This is a genomic window from Frischella sp. Ac48 (genome assembly GCF_019641635.1).
Classification (GTDB): Bacteria; Pseudomonadota; Gammaproteobacteria; order Enterobacterales; family Orbaceae; genus Frischella; species Frischella japonica.
In genome coordinates, this window is the sequence record NZ_JAETXP010000003.1 from 91,949 (window position 1) to 112,116 (window position 20,168).

At 35.4% G+C, this 20,168-nt stretch carries 16 protein-coding genes; 6 read left to right on the forward strand and 10 right to left on the reverse strand.

Translation table 11 applies throughout. The annotated features are described in order from the left end of the window. Positions 1-81: 81 nt before the first annotated feature. On the reverse strand, positions 82-684 hold the full coding sequence (yihA, locus tag JMI89_RS02845) for a ribosome biogenesis GTP-binding protein YihA/YsxC (RefSeq protein WP_187756429.1): 603 nt from the start codon (positions 682-684) through the stop codon (positions 82-84). A 619-nt stretch (positions 685-1,303) separates the two neighbouring features. On the opposite strand from yihA, the gene JMI89_RS02850 reads away from it, so the two are divergent. Then, entirely contained in the window at positions 1,304-2,527 is a 1,224-nt protein-coding gene (locus JMI89_RS02850) for an aspartate aminotransferase family protein (protein WP_220679285.1), read from the forward strand. A 245-nt stretch (positions 2,528-2,772) separates the two neighbouring features. Here JMI89_RS02850 and JMI89_RS02855 read toward each other — a convergent pair whose 3' ends face one another. The 5 genes from JMI89_RS02855 to JMI89_RS02875 form a co-directional block, all read right to left on the reverse strand. After that, positions 2,773-3,141, reverse strand: coding sequence for a diacylglycerol kinase (locus JMI89_RS02855; RefSeq protein ID WP_220679286.1), 369 nt, complete (start codon positions 3,139-3,141; stop codon positions 2,773-2,775). Positions 3,142-3,178: 37 nt separating this feature from the next. After that, positions 3,179-4,138 (reverse strand): acetyl-CoA carboxylase carboxyl transferase subunit alpha, encoded by a 960-nt coding sequence (gene accA, locus JMI89_RS02860; RefSeq protein ID WP_220679287.1) that lies wholly within the window; start codon positions 4,136-4,138, stop codon positions 3,179-3,181. Between the two features lie 256 nt (positions 4,139-4,394). Next, positions 4,395-7,880 (reverse strand): DNA polymerase III subunit alpha, encoded by a 3,486-nt coding sequence (dnaE, locus tag JMI89_RS02865; RefSeq protein WP_220679288.1) that lies wholly within the window; start codon positions 7,878-7,880, stop codon positions 4,395-4,397. A gap of 183 nt (positions 7,881-8,063) precedes the next feature. Next, positions 8,064-9,431, reverse strand: a complete 1,368-nt coding sequence (locus JMI89_RS02870; protein ID WP_220679289.1) for an L-serine ammonia-lyase — start codon at positions 9,429-9,431, stop codon at positions 8,064-8,066. Between the two features lie 79 nt (positions 9,432-9,510). Continuing rightward, positions 9,511-10,821: a serine/threonine transporter gene (locus JMI89_RS02875; protein ID WP_187756335.1), complete on the reverse strand. Its 1,311-nt coding sequence runs from the start codon at positions 10,819-10,821 to the stop codon at positions 9,511-9,513. Between the two features lie 390 nt (positions 10,822-11,211). On the opposite strand from JMI89_RS02875, the gene proS reads away from it, so the two are divergent. Beyond that, positions 11,212-12,927, forward strand: coding sequence for a proline--tRNA ligase (gene proS / locus JMI89_RS02880; RefSeq protein WP_220679290.1), 1,716 nt, complete (start codon positions 11,212-11,214; stop codon positions 12,925-12,927). A 1,101-nt stretch (positions 12,928-14,028) separates the two neighbouring features. Then, entirely contained in the window at positions 14,029-14,328 is a 300-nt protein-coding gene (locus JMI89_RS02885; protein ID WP_187756333.1) for a hypothetical protein, read from the forward strand. A 97-nt stretch (positions 14,329-14,425) separates the two neighbouring features. On the opposite strand, the gene JMI89_RS02890 is transcribed toward JMI89_RS02885, so the two are convergent. Then, positions 14,426-14,974 carry an NADAR family protein gene (locus JMI89_RS02890; protein WP_220679291.1) on the reverse strand — a complete coding sequence of 183 codons (549 nt, stop codon included), beginning with the start codon at positions 14,972-14,974 and terminating at the stop codon, positions 14,426-14,428. Between the two features lie 112 nt (positions 14,975-15,086). Next, positions 15,087-15,596 carry a peptide deformylase gene (gene def, locus JMI89_RS02895; protein ID WP_220679292.1) on the reverse strand — a complete coding sequence of 170 codons (510 nt, stop codon included), beginning with the start codon at positions 15,594-15,596 and terminating at the stop codon, positions 15,087-15,089. 107 nt (positions 15,597-15,703) lie between these two features. On the opposite strand from def, the gene dprA reads away from it, so the two are divergent. From dprA to JMI89_RS02910, 3 genes are all read left to right on the forward strand, one after another. Then, on the forward strand, positions 15,704-16,780 hold the full coding sequence (gene dprA / locus JMI89_RS02900; protein ID WP_220679293.1) for a DNA-processing protein DprA: 1,077 nt from the start codon (positions 15,704-15,706) through the stop codon (positions 16,778-16,780). A gap of 93 nt (positions 16,781-16,873) precedes the next feature. Then, positions 16,874-17,434, forward strand: coding sequence for a Sua5/YciO/YrdC/YwlC family protein (locus JMI89_RS02905; protein ID WP_220679294.1), 561 nt, complete (start codon positions 16,874-16,876; stop codon positions 17,432-17,434). A 5-nt stretch (positions 17,435-17,439) separates the two neighbouring features. Further along, a complete protein-coding gene (locus JMI89_RS02910) occupies positions 17,440-18,555 on the forward strand; it encodes an anhydro-N-acetylmuramic acid kinase (RefSeq protein WP_187756329.1) in 1,116 nt (371 codons plus the stop codon). Between the two features lie 89 nt (positions 18,556-18,644). On the opposite strand, the gene JMI89_RS02915 is transcribed toward JMI89_RS02910, so the two are convergent. Both JMI89_RS02915 and hda read right to left on the reverse strand, forming a co-directional pair. Beyond that, complete coding sequence (locus JMI89_RS02915) at positions 18,645-19,424, reverse strand: Cof-type HAD-IIB family hydrolase (RefSeq protein WP_220679295.1); 780 nt, start codon at positions 19,422-19,424, stop codon at positions 18,645-18,647. A gap of 17 nt (positions 19,425-19,441) precedes the next feature. Beyond that, entirely contained in the window at positions 19,442-20,140 is a 699-nt protein-coding gene (hda, locus tag JMI89_RS02920; RefSeq protein ID WP_187756427.1) for a DnaA inactivator Hda, read from the reverse strand. Positions 20,141-20,168: the final 28 nt, after the last annotated feature.

Here is a 20,168-nt window from a genome sequence, read left to right on the forward strand (position 1 = left end):
TTTATCATCTCGCGACTTAAATTGTGATTTATTTTCAATAGCAATTAACTTGCTATTGAAAATAAAATTTAAATAAATCATTTAGAGCTGAGCAAACCACTGATCTAATTTTTGTTTAAGTATTTCAATTCCGGTTCGTTTCAATGAAGAAAATGTCGTCACTGAAATATCGCCTTGAAATGGTAATATAGCTTCTTTGACCATATTTAGTTGTTTTTTCTGCGCTCCAGAAGCCAGTTTATCGGCTTTTGTCAGTAACAACATTACCGGTAATTGTGATTGCACCGCCCAGTCTATCATCTGTTGATCGAGATCTTTCAAAGGATGACGAATATCCATTAATATCACTAACCCTTTTAAACTTTCACGCTTATGCAGATATTCACCGAGTGATTTTTGCCATTTACGTTTCACCTCTTCTGGTACTTGAGCAAAACCATAACCAGGTAAATCAACTAAGCGACAATTAGGTACAACTTCAAATAAATTGATTAATTGCGTTCGACCGGGTGTTTTACTGGTTCTAGCCAGATTTTTTTGATTGGTTAACGTATTTAATGCGCTTGATTTTCCAGCATTAGATCGTCCAGCAAAAGCAATTTCCACTCCCGTATCAGACGGCAAATGATGAATATCCGGTGCACTGGTCACGAATTGCGTTTTGGCGTAATTTAATGGTGTGATAGTCATTGTACAATGCCTTAAGTTGATAAATTAAATCGCTTGGTAGTAAGTTAAGGATAAGCTTAACAGCGTTAGTAATATTGTTTTATCATTTGAGTAAGTGAATGAACATGCATAATCACATCAAACAAACATAACAGGGAACATTTTATCAAAAAACTGTATTTTTAGATACAGCTTATAAACATTAGCATGTTATTTTCAAATAAATTAGAGGAATACTTTGATGACGGCTAAAAGATGAGTTTCTTAAACAAAGACGATTGTATAAGGCATTAATAATGAAATTGCAATGCTTAACATCTTTCAAATACCCGAATAATGAGCTAGATAACCCTCAATATATTTAAATTCCAAAACGACACCACATAATATGCGACCTGAAGACTTTCGTAAAAAAAAATTTAGTTATCAGGCTTAGTAGCGCTATATTACGTTGTTACTTTGAAAGCGAAACGGGTAACACGATATATTAAAGATAATAAAACGATAACGACTATTCAAATCAATAACCAATCGCATTATGAATTAATATTCATTATTAATGAATAAATATTTACAGTGACCAATTTTCGTTTAAAATATTAACAAAAACCAATAAACATTTTAGGAAAGGCTTATGACTAAACAACAAAATCATGTTGTACGTGAACTCTTTGATAAAGTTATTCTTCCTGTCTATGCTCCAGCTCAGTTTATTCCAGTAAAAGGGAGTGGAAGTCGTGTTTGGGATCAAAACGGTGAGGAATATATTGATTTTGCTGGTGGTATTGCGGTTAATGCATTAGGTCATTGTCATCCTCATCTTGTTAAAGCTTTGCAAGAACAAAGCGAAAAACTTTGGCATGTTAGTAATGTATTTACCAATGAACCCGCTTTAAAATTAGCTCAACGACTGGTCGATAATACTTTCGCTGATCGGGTTTTCTTTGCTAATTCTGGCGCGGAGGCTAATGAAGCAGCATTAAAACTAGCACGTCATTATGCTATTGAAAATTTCAGTCCATATAAAACCAAAATTATATCTTTTACCCATTCCTTTCATGGAAGAACCTTTTTTACCGTATCGGTTGGTGGACAGGCTAAATATTCCGATGGTTTCGGTCCAAAGCCGGCTGACATTGTTCATGTGCCATTTAATAATTTGGATGCTGTTAAAGCTGTTATCGATGACCATACCTGTGCTGTTATTTTAGAACCAGTACAAGGTGAAGGAGGACTGACATCGGCCACACCAGAATTTTTAGTCGGCGTTCGTCAATTATGTAAGCAATTTAATGCTTTACTCATTTTTGATGAAGTACAGTGTGGTATGGGAAGAACGGGTAGTTTATTTACTTATCAGCAATATGGCGTAATACCGGATATTTTAACCTCAGCCAAAGCACTCGGTGGTGGTTTTCCCATTAGTGCGATGCTCACTACTGAAGCAATTGCTTCAGTCATGTATCCTGGCGTACACGGCACAACCTATGGTGGCAACCCATTAGCATGTGCGGTTGGTTGTGCGGCTTTTGATATTATTAATTCTTCTGAGGTTTTAAATGGTATTCAAATAAAACGTAAACTATTTATTGAATTATTAGAAAAAATTAATCAACAATTTGCTATTTTTAGTGAATATCGAGGCAAAGGCTTATTACTTGGCGCACAACTTACAGAACCTTATCAAGGCCGGGCGAGTGAATTTTTGAATATGGCTACTGAATATAAAGTCATGCTTTTAAATGCAGGATCTTCAGTACTTAGATTTACACCTTCATTAGTGATCACCGAAGAAGAAATCATACAAGGTATGGAACGTTTTGCAAAAGCAGTAGCTAAAATAGTGATTAACAAATAACAGTGGTGTGCAAGTTGCTCTTTCGATTACCCTAATTGGCGTTGTACTTTTCAAGCAACAACGCAATATACGGTTAATGATGTTTAGGCAATCAAATAATTTTAAACGAAAAACATCATCCTCCTGTTTTAAGTTACGCAGGGCCGACTAGACTAGCCAGCCCTCGATTCTGACATAGGCACTGTATTAAATATGGCATTTTGTCATTACAGCCTTACCTATCGCCTTCTTTACCTAATAAGCAACTAAGGCAAATAATGACAAGCAAACAAATAAATCCATAAAATGGCAGCTAAGAGAATTGATAACAATACCGCTGCTGAACCGTAATCTTTAGCTCTACCTGACAGTTCATGATGTTCAAAACTAATACGATCAACGACACATTCAATAGCACTGTTAATCAATTCTACAATCAGAATAAACCCTACTGAGCCAAGTAATATAATGCGTTCAAAAATCGAAAAATCCGTTAACATCACTATTATATTGGCAACAATAAGAAGATAACATTCTTGGCGAAATGCAGTTTCATTGATAAATGCGGATTTTAATCCTTGGATCGAATATTTTCCTGCATTAATAATACGTTTTATACCTTTTAGTTTTGTCATTATAATTATTCACTTATTTATTAATTATTATTTATTATTATCTAACATAACCATAGTTCATTAAACGTTGGAAACGTCTCTCTTGTAGAGCTGGTAATTCCATTTCAGTTAATTCATCAAGATCACTAATTAATCGTTGTTTTAATGATTGCGCTATTGCAATATAGTCACGATGAGCACCACCGAGCGGTTCTTCAACAATCGCATCAATAAGATTTAACTTCAATAATTTGTCAGATGTCATATTCATCGCTTCGGCGGCTAATGATGCTTTGTCAGCACTTTTCCATAAAATAGACGCACAGCCTTCAGGCGAAATAACTGAATAGGTACTATACTGTAACATATTCACTTTATCGCCGACACCTAATGCTAATGCACCTCCAGAACCACCCTCACCAATCACTGTACAAATTGTTGGTACTTTTAGACGTGACATTTCACGTAAATTACGGGCTATCGCTTCAGCTTGACCACGCTCTTCTGCGCCAATTCCTGGATAAGCACCTGGGGTATCGATAAATGTGATAATAGGGAGTTTGAAGCGTTCGGCAAGCTCCATTAATCTTAAAGCTTTACGATAACCTTCTGGAGCTGGCATTCCAAAATTTCGATAAATTTTTGCTTTAGTTTCACGACCTTTTTGATGGCCAATAACCATAACCGGGCGTTCATCTATACGGGCAATGCCGCCGACAATCGCTTTATCATCTGCAAAAGCGCGATCACCATGCAATTCATCAAAATCGGTAAAAATCTCATTAATATAATCCAGTGTATAAGGTCGATTTGGATGACGTGCTAATTGAGCAATCTGCCATGGGGTTAAATTAGAAAAGATTTTTTTGGTTAATTCCTGATTTTTTTTGTTAAGCTGTTTTATTTCTTCATCAAGATTGATATCCAGTTGTACTTCCTCTGAATTCATATTCTTTAAGGAATCAATTTTAGCTTCTAATTCAGCAATTGGTTTTTCAAAATCTAAAAAATTATTCATAATAGTCCAACTTATGGCCTCTTATTTAAGTTTATTCTTCAATAAGTTAATTTAAATAAAATAGTTAACGTCATTGTACGATTAATAATATTAGCTGATTTACATCAATAAACTAAATGGTAGTTATTAAAATTTCCGTTAATTCTACTATGTATTGGGTACAGATCGCTAGATATTTAATAATTAATCTTATTTTTTTACCAAATTTATTGTTTATATACCAATATGTTATCCTATAAAATAGGATAGTTATTAATTAATCAAACTCCAATTCCACGCGTTCATTACCAAGTAACGTTTTTAAACTAATCAGCAAATTATCAGTTGGTGTCACACGCCAAGTTGTACCAAATTGGATACGCGCTCTGGCTTGATCGGTTTGATAATAGACATTAACTGGAATTGTGCCATTGCGATGTGGTTCAAATATTTTTTGTAATTGTTGTAAGAAAAATGGATTCACTTCAGTGTCTTGTAAAGAAAGACTAAGTCCTTTTACATATTTTTCACGTGCTTCGCTCAGTTCTACAATTTCTCTGGCTGTAAGCTTGAAGCCACCATTAAAATCATCAACACTGACTTGCCCGGATACTATCAAAATTTTATCTTGTACCAGATGATGTTCAAATTTTTCTAATGTTTCACCAAACGCCATGACTTCAATACGACCTGAACGATCGTCTAAGGTAAATAAACCGATGCGATTGCCTTTTTTCGTTAACCGAATACGAGCCGAAATCACTAATCCAGCAAATGTTGCCATTTTTCCCCATCCGGTAGGATTTGCTTCACTGATCCGCGCACCATTGGTATAACGACTTAATTCTTTAAGGTATTGGGTGACAGGATGCCCAGTTAGATACAATCCTAAAGCTTCACGTTCCCCCTCAAGTAATACTTGTTCTGGCATTTGGGCAACACTACTATAAGCTCGTTCTACTTGTTCAGGTTCTTCGGCTAATACACCAAACATATCTTCCTGACCAATATCTTGTGCTTTAGCATGTTGATCAGCCGCCTGTATCGCATCATTAATACTGTGCAATATTGCTGCACGATGTGGGCCTATTTTATCAAATGCACCTGCCATAGTGAGTTTTTCTAATACCCGACGATTGAGCTTCTTAATATCAGTTTTGGCGCATAATTCAAATATATTTTTAAAGTAACCTTGCTTACCTTGGTTATTACGTGCTTCAACAATAGCTTCAATAGGACCTTCACCAACACCTTTAATTGCACCAATACCGTATACTATCTCACCTTTATCATTGACATGAAAGTGGTATAAACCACTATTAATATCGGGTGGATTAACTTTAATACCCATTCTTAAACATTCATCCACTAAGCCAACAATTTTATCAGTATTATCCATATCAGCCGTCATCACAGCTGCCATGAATTCGGCAGGATAATGGGTTTTAAGCCATAATGTTTGATAAGAGACTAAAGCATATGCTGCAGAATGCGATTTATTAAAGCCGTAACCAGCAAATTTTTCAACTAGATCAAAGATTTTCATTGATAATTCGCCATTTACTCCTTGTTTTTCAGCCCCTTCTTTGAATACCGAACGCTGTTTTGCCATTTCTTCCGGTTTCTTTTTACCCATGGCGCGGCGTAATAAATCTGCACCACCTAAGGTATAACCGGCTAACGTCTGAGCAATTTGCATTACTTGTTCTTGGTACAGAATTATGCCATAGGTTGGTTCTAAAATTGGTTTTAATGATTCATGCTGATATTGGCTGTCAGGATAAGAGACTTCTTCCCGTCCATGCTTACGATCTATAAAGTTATCTACCATGCCAGATTGTAGCGGACCCGGTCGAAACAGTGCCACTAACGCGATCATATCTTCAAAACAGTCTGGTTTTAAGCGACGAATAAGATCTTTCATACCGCGTGATTCTAACTGGAATACTGCTGTTGTTTCAGCTTTGAGTAATAATTCAAATGATGCTTGGTCATCTAACGAAATACGATTAATGTCAACTAACGGTTTACCCTCACGTTGCATACGCTCATTAATCATCGCTAATGCCCAATCAATAATCGTTAATGTTCTTAAACCTAAGAAGTCGAATTTAACTAGCCCAGCATATTCAACATCATTTTTATCGAATTGGGTAACCGGATGATGTCCCTCTGAATCACAATAAATCGGTGCAAAGTCAGTAATTTTAGTAGGTGAAATCACTACCCCTCCAGCATGCTTGCCGGCATTTCGCGTTACCCCTTCTAATTGGCGAGCAATGTCAATGAGTCCTTTAACATCTTCATTATCATTATAGAGTTCTTTTAAACGCGGTTCGGCGTCAAAAGCTTTAGCCAGTGTCATACCAGGATCCGGGGGAACTAATTTGGAAATGCGGTCAACAAAACCATAGGGATGACCCAATACTCGCCCCACATCACGGATTACTGCTTTCGCGGCCATGGTACCAAATGTAATAATTTGTGATACTGCATCACGACCATACATTTCTGCTACATGCTCAATAACTAAATCACGTTTATCCATGCAAAAATCAACATCAAAATCTGGCATTGAAACACGTTCTGGATTTAAAAAACGTTCAAATAGTAAGTCAAATGCTAATGGATCAAGATCGGTAATTTTTAATGCATACGCCACTAATGAGCCGGCCCCCGATCCGCGTCCTGGACCAACTGGGACGGCGTTATCTTTCGACCATTGAATAAATTCCATCACAATCAAAAAGTAACCTGGGAATCCCATTTGATTGATAACAGATAATTCAATAGCTAACCGTTCATCATATTCTGGACGGCGTTCTTTACGAACTAGTGGATCTGGAAACAAAAAAGCTAACCGTTCTTCAAGACCTTGCTTGGCTTTATGTACCAGAAAATCTTCGGTACTCATTTCACCAGTAGGGAATTGGGGAAGAAAATATTCACCTAATCGAATTGAAACATTACAACGTTTAGCGATTTCAACACTATTAATTAAGGATTCTGGAATGTCAGAAAACAGTTCAATCATTTCAGCTTCACTACGGAAATATTGCTGCGCTGAATATTTTTTAGGACGCTTTGGATCATCTAAGGTGTCGCCATCATGAATAGCAACTCGAATTTCATGGGCTTCAAAATCGCTGGCAGAAATAAATCGAACATCATTACTTGCCACAACAGGTAAATCGTACTGTTCAGCCAATTTAAGTGCTTGTTTTATAAATAACTCTTCATTTTCTCTTCCGGTACGGATGAGTTCTAAATAACAAGCATCAGCAAAATGGCTTTGATAAAATTCGATTGCCCGAGTCACAATGGCTTGATTGGCACGAATTACACCAAAACCAATATCACTATGATAACTGACTAATAGAATTAAACCTGTTTTGTGATCAATAAGCCACTGTTTATCAACTACCGGACCATCATTGATATAGCCACGTTGGTAGGCTTTTGAAATTAATAATGTTAAGTTATGATAACCTTCATTATTGGCTGCTAATACCGTAATATCATAAAATTCATCCAACTCTTCATCACGAATTTTCAGATCAGCACCAATAATGGGTTTTAATCCTTTTGATAAAGCACTACCATAAAATTTAACTAATCCACATAGGTTAGAAAAATCAGTAATTGCAATCGCCGGCATATTCATCGCAACGGCTTGCTTGACTAAAACATCGATTTTAGCCATGCCATCAATCATGGAAAAATCACTATGAACATGGAGATGAATAAACTTAGGATCTGACATAACTTTGTATTATTAACCAATAAAAATTTATTTATTATAACATTAAATCCACACGGTTTGAGATAATCTTCTGCGGTTATTAATTTATCATTATAAGGATTTCTCCTAGGCAATAGTATGGAAACAAAACAACGACAGAGATGTTCTAAAAAAGCACTTTACCGAGCTTAAATTTATTAGTGATTACTCACATTTTATGGTGATAGCTAATCCTCCACGCGATGTTTCTCGATATTTAGCATTCATATCACGCCCTGTTTTGTACATGGTTTCAATTACTTTATCGAGCGAAACTTTCGCTGCAGTAGTACGACGTAACGCCATACGGGTAGCATTAATGGCTTTTACTGCAGCAATAGCATTGCGTTCAATGCACGGAACTTGTACTTGTCCGCCGACGGGATCACATGTTAGTCCTAAATTATGTTCCATGGCAATTTCTGCAGCGATACACACTTGCTCAGGATTACCACCAAGTAATTCGGCCAATCCTGCTGCTGCCATCGAGCAAGCCACCCCCACTTCCCCTTGACAGCCTACCTCAGCGCCAGAAATCGAAGCATTGGTTTGATAAAGTTGGCCAATTGCTCCACAAGTTAGAAAAAAACGCACATAACTATCTGGGGTTAATGGGGTCACAAATTTATCGTAATATGCCAAGATTGCAGGAATAATCCCACAGGCGCCATTGGTTGGTGCAGTAACTACCCGACCACCGGCAGCATTTTCTTCACTAACAGCTAACGCAAACATATTCACCCAATCAATCACTATCATAGGATCTGTGATCATCATTTGTGAGGAAGCGATTAACTGTCGGTATAATGCATATGCTCGACGTGGTACTTTTAATGAACCGGGTAATAAGCCTTCACTATGAATACCTCGCTCTATGCAGTCTTGCATAGTTTTACCTACCCGTAAAAAATAAGCTTCAATGTCAGCATAACAATGATAGCTGAGCTCATTTTTTAATACTGTAGTGGAAATAGACAACGCATGTTCCTGGCAATATTGCAATAACTTTTCCGCACTGGAAAAAGGATACGGTAACAGAATTTTAGCCGGCTCTACCTGACCAAAATCCTGTTCAGCAACAATTTTTCCACCACCCACCGAATAATAAGTTTTTTGTAATACGATGTTAGGCCCCTGATAAGCGGTTAATGTCATACCATTTTCATGTAATGGTAAAAATTCATTATGAAACCGCATACATTGTGTTAACGGAAAATCGATTTCATAGTCACCTTGATAAATCGGTAAACGACCACTGTTACTTACTTTTTCAATAAAGCTAGGGATTTCATCTATATCCACCGAATCAGGTTGATTACCGGCTAACCCCATAATAATTGCAATATCAGTTTGGTGACCTTTACCAGTTAGAGATAACGATCCATACACATCAGCAACAATAGTGGTTACTGTTGGTAGTAAATTTGTATCAATCAGTTGATCAATAAATAATTTACCCGCTTGCATTGGTCCAACAGTATGCGAACTAGATGGACCAATACCAATTTTAAATATTTCAAATATTGAGCTCAATACTCACTCCTTCACATATCGAACTATGATCTTTCGATAATCAATCTCAACTGTTTATCCAACACATGATCATGTTAAATTACATTAAACCATATAACGTGGCTGAAATCGCAATTAATCCTGTTATCACAATAAATAAGTTACTTAATCTTCCGCGATAGTTAGCTAATGCTGGTAATTTATGAATCGCATACATCGGTAAGATAAAGAGTAATATCGCTTGTACAGGACCACCAAGTGACTCAATCAAGGTTAAAATACTAGGATTAAACGTCGCAACAATCCAAGTTGTTAGAAACATAAAAATCGCGGTTATATTATTTAATCGTTTGGGCATAATACTAATGTTTTTGTATCGTAATGCTTTAGTAACAACCCCATTAAAGCCTTCTCTAGCACCTAAATAATGACCTAAAAATGATTTAGACATTGCCACTAAAGCTATAGGCGGAGCCACATATTCAATAAGCGGTGAATTAAATCGGTTGGCTAAATAAGATAATATTGAGATATTTTGCGCCTTGGCCTCCAATAGTTCAGCTGGTGTTAGACATAATACACAGCTAAACACAAAAAACATCACCGTCACCACCATCATCACATTACTCATAGCAATAATTCGTGTACATTTTGCTTCAGCAAATTGATCACCATATTCCTGACGTTTAGCCACGGCTAAAGATGAAATAATTGCCGAATGATTAAATGCAAAAACCATAACTGGAATCACTAACCATAAAGTTAGCCAAATACTCTGAGTTTGGTTAGTTACATTACCTGACCAAGAAAAATTATCAAATATTGCCATATTCCATTCCGGAATTAAAAATAATGCAAATGCCATTAATACAGTCAGAAAGGGAAATACCAAAACAGACATAACCTTAACAATTAAATTTTCGCCAAAGTGGACAATCGACATCAAAATTGCCAGTAGTATAAATGACAATAATATGCGTGGCGGGGATGAAAAACCCAATTGATGGACAATAAAGCTATCAACGGTATTGGTCACCCCAACACTGTAAACTAATAAAATGGGATAAATCGCTAAAAAATAGAGTAGGGTAATTCCGTCGCCAATTGTTCGCCCAAACGCTTGTTCAACCACATCAGTAATATCACTATCATTATTTTTTCCCGACAATACAAATCGGCATAATGCTTGGTGAGCGAAGAAGGTCATTGGAAAAGCAAGCACCAACATTACCAGTAATGGAATTAAGCCCCCGACTCCAGCATTAATGGGAAGAAATAATACACCAGCCCCCACAGCAGTACCATATAGACTTAACATCCAAACAGTATCACTTGCTCGCCATCGAGGAAATTTATTATCAGTTGTACTCTGATAATTAACATTTTTTTGAGTTATCGTTTCGTTATTCATTGTAAATTAATTTTTGAATTGTCCTACTTATTTAAATGGGTAAGAATAATAACAAAATTTACTTATCATGACGTGATTTTTTTTAATTAAATAAATCGTTATTATTCAATTTGTTGAATATTATTTCATTTTTATATTGTATTGCGTATCACAATCATCGCTTTCTATTATGATGGAATCATTTATTTAAACATAAATACCGTAAAAGGTAACTCAGTCAAATTCTGATTAGATAAGCGTATTTTCAACTTGTCACATAGATAATTGCGATACTTTATAGGTAATCTTTTATTATCAATTAATAATAAAATTACTTTGGTGTTGTGCTAGCTACTGCTAAACTAGCTAGCATTTTATCATATTTATAAATCAATTTTTTGGGATAAATTCATGCGAACCAGTAAATATCTTCTTTCTACGCTAAAAGAAACCCCAGCAGATGCTGAAGTGGTTAGTCATCAATTAATGTTACGTGCCGGCATGATCCGTAAAGTTGCCGCCGGATTATATACTTGGCTACCCACTGGTTATCGTGTACTTAAAAAAGTTGAAAACATTGTTCGAGAAGAGATGAACAAAGCTGGAGCCATTGAAGTATTAATGCCTGTGGTTCAACCTGCTGATATTTGGCAAGAGAGCGGTCGTTGGGAACAATATGGTCCAGAATTATTGCGGATAAAAGATCGTGGCGATCGTGATTTTGTGTTAGGCCCAACACATGAGGAAGTCATTACTGATTTAATCCGCAATGAAGTGAGTTCATACAAACAATTACCCTTGAATTTTTACCAAATTCAAACAAAATTCCGTGATGAAGTTCGTCCTCGTTTTGGGGTAATGCGTTCACGTGAGTTTATTATGAAAGACGCTTACTCATTCCATACATCACAAGAATCATTGCAAACAACTTATGATGATATGTATGCTGCTTACAGTGCTATTTTTACCCGTATTGGTCTTGATTTCCGAGCAGTACGCGCCGATACCGGCTCTATTGGTGGCAGTTCATCACATGAATTTCAGGTGTTAGCCGATAGTGGTGAAGATGATATTGTATTTTCAACCGAATCCGATTACGCGGCAAATATCGAAATGGCACAAGCATTAGCACCGACACAAAGCCGCCCAAAACCGACTAAAGCTATGGAATTGGTTGATACACCAAACGCGAAAACTATCGAAGAATTAGTCGAACAATTTAATTTACCGGTTGAAAAAACAGTTAAAACATTAATCGTTAAAGCGAGCAAAGAAAGCGGACAACAATTAGTTGCCTTATTGGTTCGAGGTGATCATACTTTAAATGAAATAAAGGCCGAAAAATTAGATATTGTCGCTTCACCACTGGAATTTGCCACTGAAGAAGAAATTCGTGCTATGGTTAATGCAGGTCCTGGGTCATTAGGTCCAATTAACTTAACTATGCCAATTATTATCGATCGTGATGTTGCAGTAATGAGCGACTTTAGTGCCGGCGCCAATATCGATCATAAACATTATTTTAATATCAACTGGGAACGTGATACAGCGCTACCACGCATAGCTGATATTCGCAATGTTGTGGAAGGTGATATCAGCCCTGATAATAAAGGTACACTACAAATCAAACGTGGTATTGAAGTTGGTCATATTTTCCAACTTGGCACTAAATATTCACAAGCCATGAACGCAACTGTCCAAGGTGAAGACGGTAAAAATCATGTGATGATTATGGGGTGTTACGGTATTGGCGTAAGTCGTATTGTTGCCGCTGCAATCGAACAACGCCATGATGATCGCGGTATCATTTGGCCAGAGGCTATTGCACCATTTCATGTTGCCATTATTCCTATGAATATGCATAAATCTGAACAAGTACAACAAGTGGCAGAGCAACTTTATGCACAATTGCAAGCAGCAGGAATTGATGTACTATTTGATGATCGCAAAGAACGCCCAGGCGTGATGTTTGCTGATGCGGAATTGATTGGCATTCCACATACTATTGTGGTTGGTGAACGTAATTTAGTGAATGGTGAAGTAGAATATAAACATCGATCCAGTGTTCAAAAAGAAATTATCAATATCACTAAAATTGTTGATTTTATCAAAACCAAATGTCGATAAAATAACTAGTGGGCATTATTGCCCACTTTCTAAATAACCTTACTTGTACTCTCTTTTGTTTGATAAATCATACTTACGCAAAATCAACCGAGAACATCGCAAATATAAAGACACACCTGTTTACATTTTCTGTCAGCAAATTAATTTGTATGAAACAATTTAAATCATTTTTTGATCGTGTATCTACTGGATATATAATTGGCGGATCTATGCATTATTCGTTTCTGAGTTCTGCTGTTTTTTCGAGTTGTTGAAAAAAGGGGTAAAGCGACTTTAATCTGTGATAAGTTATCAAGTATTGTTGAGTACAAACAAGACTATACAAAAGTAATTTCATGTGATGAAAATCGTATAGAAGAATCAGGTGTAAAAATCAGATGTAGTAAGTATTCTACTCGTTACGATGACTATACATTACTAATTATTGACTGTGATCAGCGATATTACGAAGGTTCAGCTACAGATTAATTATTATTGTTTCTTCAAAGGCTATATTTCATGATATAGCCTTTTCTATATTAGAACTTATAACACTATAATATCCTAATACTGTTTAATCTTTTAGTTACTCTTTTTTTTGAAAAAAAACATTATAATAGGTGATGTATACATAATGTTATGTATATGCGTTGTTAGCGCAATTTAACTATTAAAGAGTTCTTCACTCAAAAGGGGACTATGTATGTTACAAATAGGCCAATTAAACTTTCTACACTATAAGCAGAGAATGTGATTTGTATAGTAATTTATATCAACGAATGAGAAAAGTTATTGGTATAAGACGTGCAATTTATTTTAGATTGAATATTTCAAAATATTATAAATTGCCTGATTATGATCTTGTTTTTTGGCTATTGTTATTATTGAATTGCAAAATCCGAGATTACAAAGCAAATATAAAGATGATTATTTGTTTAAATTAAAACGAATTTCCGACTCTTTATCAAGTAAAGATCGTAATATTGTTTCGGATTATAATACAACTCTCATTTATGGTAGGGTATAATTTTCTGTATAACATATATAAGAAAAATTAGATAATTTTTCAAAAAAGTAACTATTTATTTATAAATAGTTACTTTTAATTTAAAGGAGTATTTTGTGAAAACTACTATCGTTAAACTTGCTGTTAATTTTAAAACAAAGTCGAAGTGGAGCAAAGAAGCAAAAAAGAACAACTTAACCCTGTCCAATTGGATTATTAACAAATTAAACTCAGATATTGAATTTGATTGCAATCAACATGTAGATTTACATAATGATATACCACCTTCTCATCGATATTTTATATCTATTACTGTTCCAATCGAGTATAAAGGCTATTGGGTTTTTTCTGCTAGAACTCAAGGAAAGAAACTACGGGTATGGATTGTTAATAAGTTAAATCATGGTATTGATTAGAATTTTGTGTTTATCTCTTTCTTTGTCTTTAATGCGCTATCAATTAAAGGATAGCACCCACAGCGTAACAATTTATAAAAATTGAATTTTGAAAACACTAATTATTGAATAATTGTTCACGCACCGCCATTAAAGCAAATCCTAATAAATTTTTTCCACGCCAAGTTAACGGATTGTCAATATTGTGACTATCCTCAGCTAAACCAATGCCCCAAATTTTATCTACTGGACTTGCCTCAACTAAAACTCTATTTTTAGTTGCTAATAAAAAATCGGCTAAGGATTGATTCTGCGAAAATTTAGCTAAATTACCGGCAATTACAATCGAAAAGCAGTTGTCTTGCCATATTTTTTCATTAAACCCCCTCACCTGACGACCTAATGCTTTAGCAGTACCTGGATCGTGGGTTTTCAGGATATCGTGTAATATTTTATTATCGTTAAAGAGTCTCGCTTTTGCAGCCATCATATAATGTTCAGCCGTTGCATAATAAATATCATCAACGATAAAAGAACTTGAATACCATTGGCTAAAACAGCATTTCGTTATCACTGAAGATGGTCGTTTTTGTTTATGTCCCCAAAAATAAAGATATTTAAACCGTTCGCCCGTTCTATAACGTTGGCAAAGTTCTTTAATATCCATCATCATTCCTTATTAGCTGCATTGTTATATTTTAAATTTATAATAATTTTGGCAACATCATATACATCAAAAAGATGAAGATTATCTATTAACAAAATATATAAAAACACGCTTAACGTTTGGTTTCTAGACGAGTCATTTTTTTCATTTTCTGTTCAATGCGCTGCCGTTTTAATGGCGATAAATAATCAACAAAAAGTTTACCTATAAGATGATCCATTTCATGTTGAATACAAATTGCTAAAATACCATCAGCATCAATTATATATTCTTCACCATTACGATCAAGCGCTTTGATCTTTATCTTCTCAGCTCGAGGCACAAAACCACGACATTCAGGTACTGATAAACATCCTTCTTCAATACCGGTTTCACCCTCTTTACTGATCACTTCGGGATTAATAATGACATATACATGATCACGCTCTTCTGATACATCTATCACAATAATCCGCTGATGAACGTCAACCTGAGTCGCGGCTAAGCCAATGCCTTCTTCGGCGTACATGGTTTCAATCATATCATCGATAATTTGTTGTATTTCGGGGGTAACCGTATCAACCGGTTTAGCCACTTTGCGTAGCTTTTCATCAGGAAAACGTAATACAGGTAAAATAGCCATAAATTTTTCGATCTGCCTCTCAGTCAAGGGATTTAAATTTGGTATAGTTTAAACACTATTTAAACTAATGCATAGGGTATAAATATCTATTAGTAAAATAGTATGTTATGAATAAATATGAATTATTAATCCGTTTTTCAATGCTAGAACATAAAAAACCTTCAAAATTAAAGACATATATTAACACATCAGTTAATGATATTGATGATGAATTGATATTACGGCAGTGCCAACTCAGCAAAGAACAGATCCAACAATTTTATCAATTTAATGTTCAACCAATATTAGATTGGTTAAATCAGGATAATCATCATTTAATTAGTTACTATGATCCAGCCTATCCAGAACAGCTAAAACAAATTAACAACGCGCCACTTTTTTTATTTGTCACAGGCGATCCTTTGCTATTAGCCACTGCCCAGCTCGCGATGGTTGGTAGCCGACAATTTACCGATTATGGCGCACAATGGGCTCGCTATTTTGCTGCAGAATTAGCTATAAATGGATTAACAATTACCAGTGGTTTGGCATTAGGGATTGATGCTATCAGCCACCGTGGGGCATTAGATGTAAAAGGTAAAACCATCGCCGTACTAGGTAGTGGATTAAATTATATCGCGCCAAAAACAAATCATTACTTAGCCCGCGATATTTTAGCTAATCAAGGCGCTATCATTTCTGAATTTTTACCTAATATTCAAGCTCGTTCAGAATATTATCCACGCCGTAATCGCATCATCAGTGGGTTAAGTTTAGGAACTTTTGTCGTTGAAGCATCACCCAATAGTGGATCTTTAATCACAGCACGCTATGCATTAGAACAAAATCGTGATGTGTTTGCATTACCGGGTGAAATAGATCATCTTAATAGTGGCGGTAGTCATTGGTTAATAAAACAAGGAGCATATTTGGTCACTAAACCTAGTGATATATTAGAACATTATACTAATCATTTAAACTGGTTAAAAAAGCAGACACAATTATATGCAACATCATCGTTACTCCACAATGATATTTTAGCAGTAATTAATCATCATGCTATGCCCATTGATATCATTGCTGATAAAACCGGACAAACTGTAACCGATGTTGCAATAAAACTAGTAGAACTAGAATTAGAAGGGTTAGTTAAAACAGTATCAGGTGGTTATATAAAAAATGGTGCGTTAGCTATTGATAATTGATGGTATAAAAATGAAATTAATGATGTAACTTGATGAAGTATATCATTAGCCTTAAAATGTTCTATCGTTAACTATTATTTGTTCGTTAAAACTATGACAGCACTAACCCTTACTGAATCTTGTCAGCGTTTAATCACTGGAGAAGTCATCGCTTATCCGACCGAGGCAGTATTTGGCTTAGGCTGTGACCCCGATAATCAATCAGCTATTTTAAAATTATTATCTTTAAAACAACGATCACCAGAAAAAGGATTGATATTAATTGGTGCTAATCTAGCACAATTAAAACCTTATTTTGATAAAACTCTTTTAACCAAACAACAATTACAATTAATTAATCAGCCATCCGATCAAGCTATCACATGGTTAGTGCCGAAAAATGCCAATACCCCACTTTGGTTAACCGGACAATTCGATTCTATTGCCATTCGGATTTGTCATCATCCTTTGGCTCACCAACTTTGTTTAGCGTTTGCTAAACCAATTGTTTCAACGAGTGCTAACCTTTCAGGTTATCTACCATGCCGAACACTGACTGAAGTTGAAACACAATTTGGCTGTTCATTTCCTGTATTAAATGGCGAAACCGGTCACCGATGTAATCCATCGCAAATTCGTGATATTTTCACCGGTGATATCATTCGACAAGGATAACGATTATGCAATCCACTCTTTATATTGGCGTCATGTCTGGTACCAGTTTAGACGGTATCGATATTGCTTTAGTCGATATTTCAGTTGATAACATCACATTTATTAGTGGCGAATGTTATCCGTTACCAAGCTCATTAAAAGCCAATTTATTACAGTTATGTCAACAACAGCAATGTACATTACTTAAATTAGGTGAGCTCGATCATCAATTAGGTCAATTATACGCGCATTGCATTAATAAGTTTATTCAAACCCATCATTTAGATAGAACACAAATTAATGCCATTGGTTGTCATGGGCAAACTATTTTTCATTCACCTAATGGCTGCTATCCCTTTACAATGCAAATAGGTGATGCAAATATCATTGCTGCAAAAACAGCCATCACAACCATTGCTGATTTTCGCCGTAAAGACATGGCATATGGTGGTCAGGGTGCACCTTTGGTACCTGCTTTTCATCAGGCAATATTTAGTGATCCCAATAAAAATCGCATTATTTTAAATATTGGCGGCATAAGTAATATCACGGTGTTATCCCCTAATCATCCGCTTATTGGTTTTGACACAGGTCCAGGTAATGTATTACTCGATAGTTGGATTGCTAAACAATTAGCACTTCCTTACGATAAAGATGCTAAATGGGCAAAAACAGGTAGCGTAAATCAACCCTTGTTACAACACTTATTAAATGATGAATATTTTCGATTACCCTATCCGAAAAGCACTGGACGTGAACGATTTAATCTTAATTGGTTACTCGATAAATTGACCGGCTTTTCTCTCGCACCACAAGATATTCAAGCAACACTTATCGAACTTACGGTAATAGTAACAACTACAGCTATAATAAATCAAATATCACTGAATAAACAATTACCAAATGAATTATTAATCTGTGGTGGCGGTGCTAAAAATCCATTGCTTATGGCGCGGTTTGCAGCATGGTTACCCAATTGGTCAGTAAAAACGACTGATGAGTTAGGTACTAGTAGTGATTATATGGAAGCTATTGCTTTTGCTTGGTTAGCTTATTGCCGAATACATAATTTATCGAGTAATATTCCAACAGTAACTGGTGCAACAAAAGCCATAAGTTTAGGAGTGATTTATCCTAAATAATAAAAAATATAAAATAATAAGATATAAAACTAACTCATGAATTAATTTCAACTTAAGTATGTTTATAAACCAATAAAATACAGTGCTAATTAAATCAAACCCGCACGTTGTAAGCCTTTTACAATTCCATCATGATTATTATCATCAGTGATAAATTCAGCGAGTTGTTTTAACGGTGTGACTGCATTAGCCATTGCGATTGGATGATCAACTATCTCAAACATCTCAATATCATTAAAGCCATCACCAAATGCATAAGTTGGAATATTTTGTAATGGGGCTTTTTGTAATAATTTTTTAATCCCAAAAGCCTTAGAACTTTTTGCATTAATCACATCGACACAATAAGGTGTATTACGTACAAAGCTCAGCTCTGGGAAAACATCACGATAAATTTCTTCGCCACTTTCACATAAAAGCAATAACATTTGAATCGGTTCTTGATAATGAATCTTATCATCAACCGGTGGAATAGCTTGTTGTAAATAGTGATAAAATTTCGTTGCTGGTTCGCCGAGTTCAGAAATACGCATAATATAATCATTATAAAAAGCGATAGGAATACCCGTTTCTGAATGAGAAAATTGCAATATACGATCTATTATCTGAGGGTCAATATCATTTGAAAAAATTGGTTTTCCCTCAAAAATAACTGATTGACCATTCATACTCACAATAGAATTAATGCCTGTATGCTGCATAATATGCTCAATTTCAAATAATGATCGACCCGTTGCAATTATGGGTAATATGTTATTTTCTCGCAACTTTTTAACTGCTTTAACCGTACTATCAGCCACTTTAATATCACGAGTTAGTAAGGTTCCATCTAAATCGAAAAAAACTATTGCTTTAGCATTATTCTTCACGTTTCCCCTCCATAACGTTATAAATTAACTATGGCTTTAATAAAAGGAATGGTTAACTTTCTTTGTTCGGTGATAGTGGCTTTATCTAATTTATCTAATAAATTAAATAATGAACGCATATCACGATCGACCCGTTTTAATAAGAATAGTCCGACGTCAGTAGACAACTCAAAACCACGCAATTTAGCACGTAATTGCAAAGCATTTAATTTATCGCCATCGCTGAGTTCTTTTAATTGATAAACTTGTCCCCACTCTAATCGAGACACTAAATCAGGTAAACTAAAAGGAATTTGCTTTGGTGAATGATTACCAGTAATTAATAATTTTGCTTGTGAATTTTCTAATAACCGATTAAATAGATCAAAGATAGCTTCTTCCCATTGCTTATTACCGGCAATATGATCGATATTATCTAAACACACCAAATCATAATTTTCTAATCCAACTAAAATATCCGGGGTTAACAATAAATATTGCTCAAGTGGAATATAGCTAATTAATTTATGGGAAAGTGACATATCATGACATGCTGCATGTAACAAATGCGTTCTTCCCGAAGATGCGTTAGCCCAAAAATAGAGAGAGTGAAAACCCGTCTTATTTAAAAACGCTTTCAAATAATTGATTAATAATTCATTATAACCGGTATAAAAACTAGCAAACGTTTCAGTATCCGGTAATGAAACTGGTAGCACCAACTGATGGGAATGAATCGCTAATACCTCGCTCTATTTTATGACC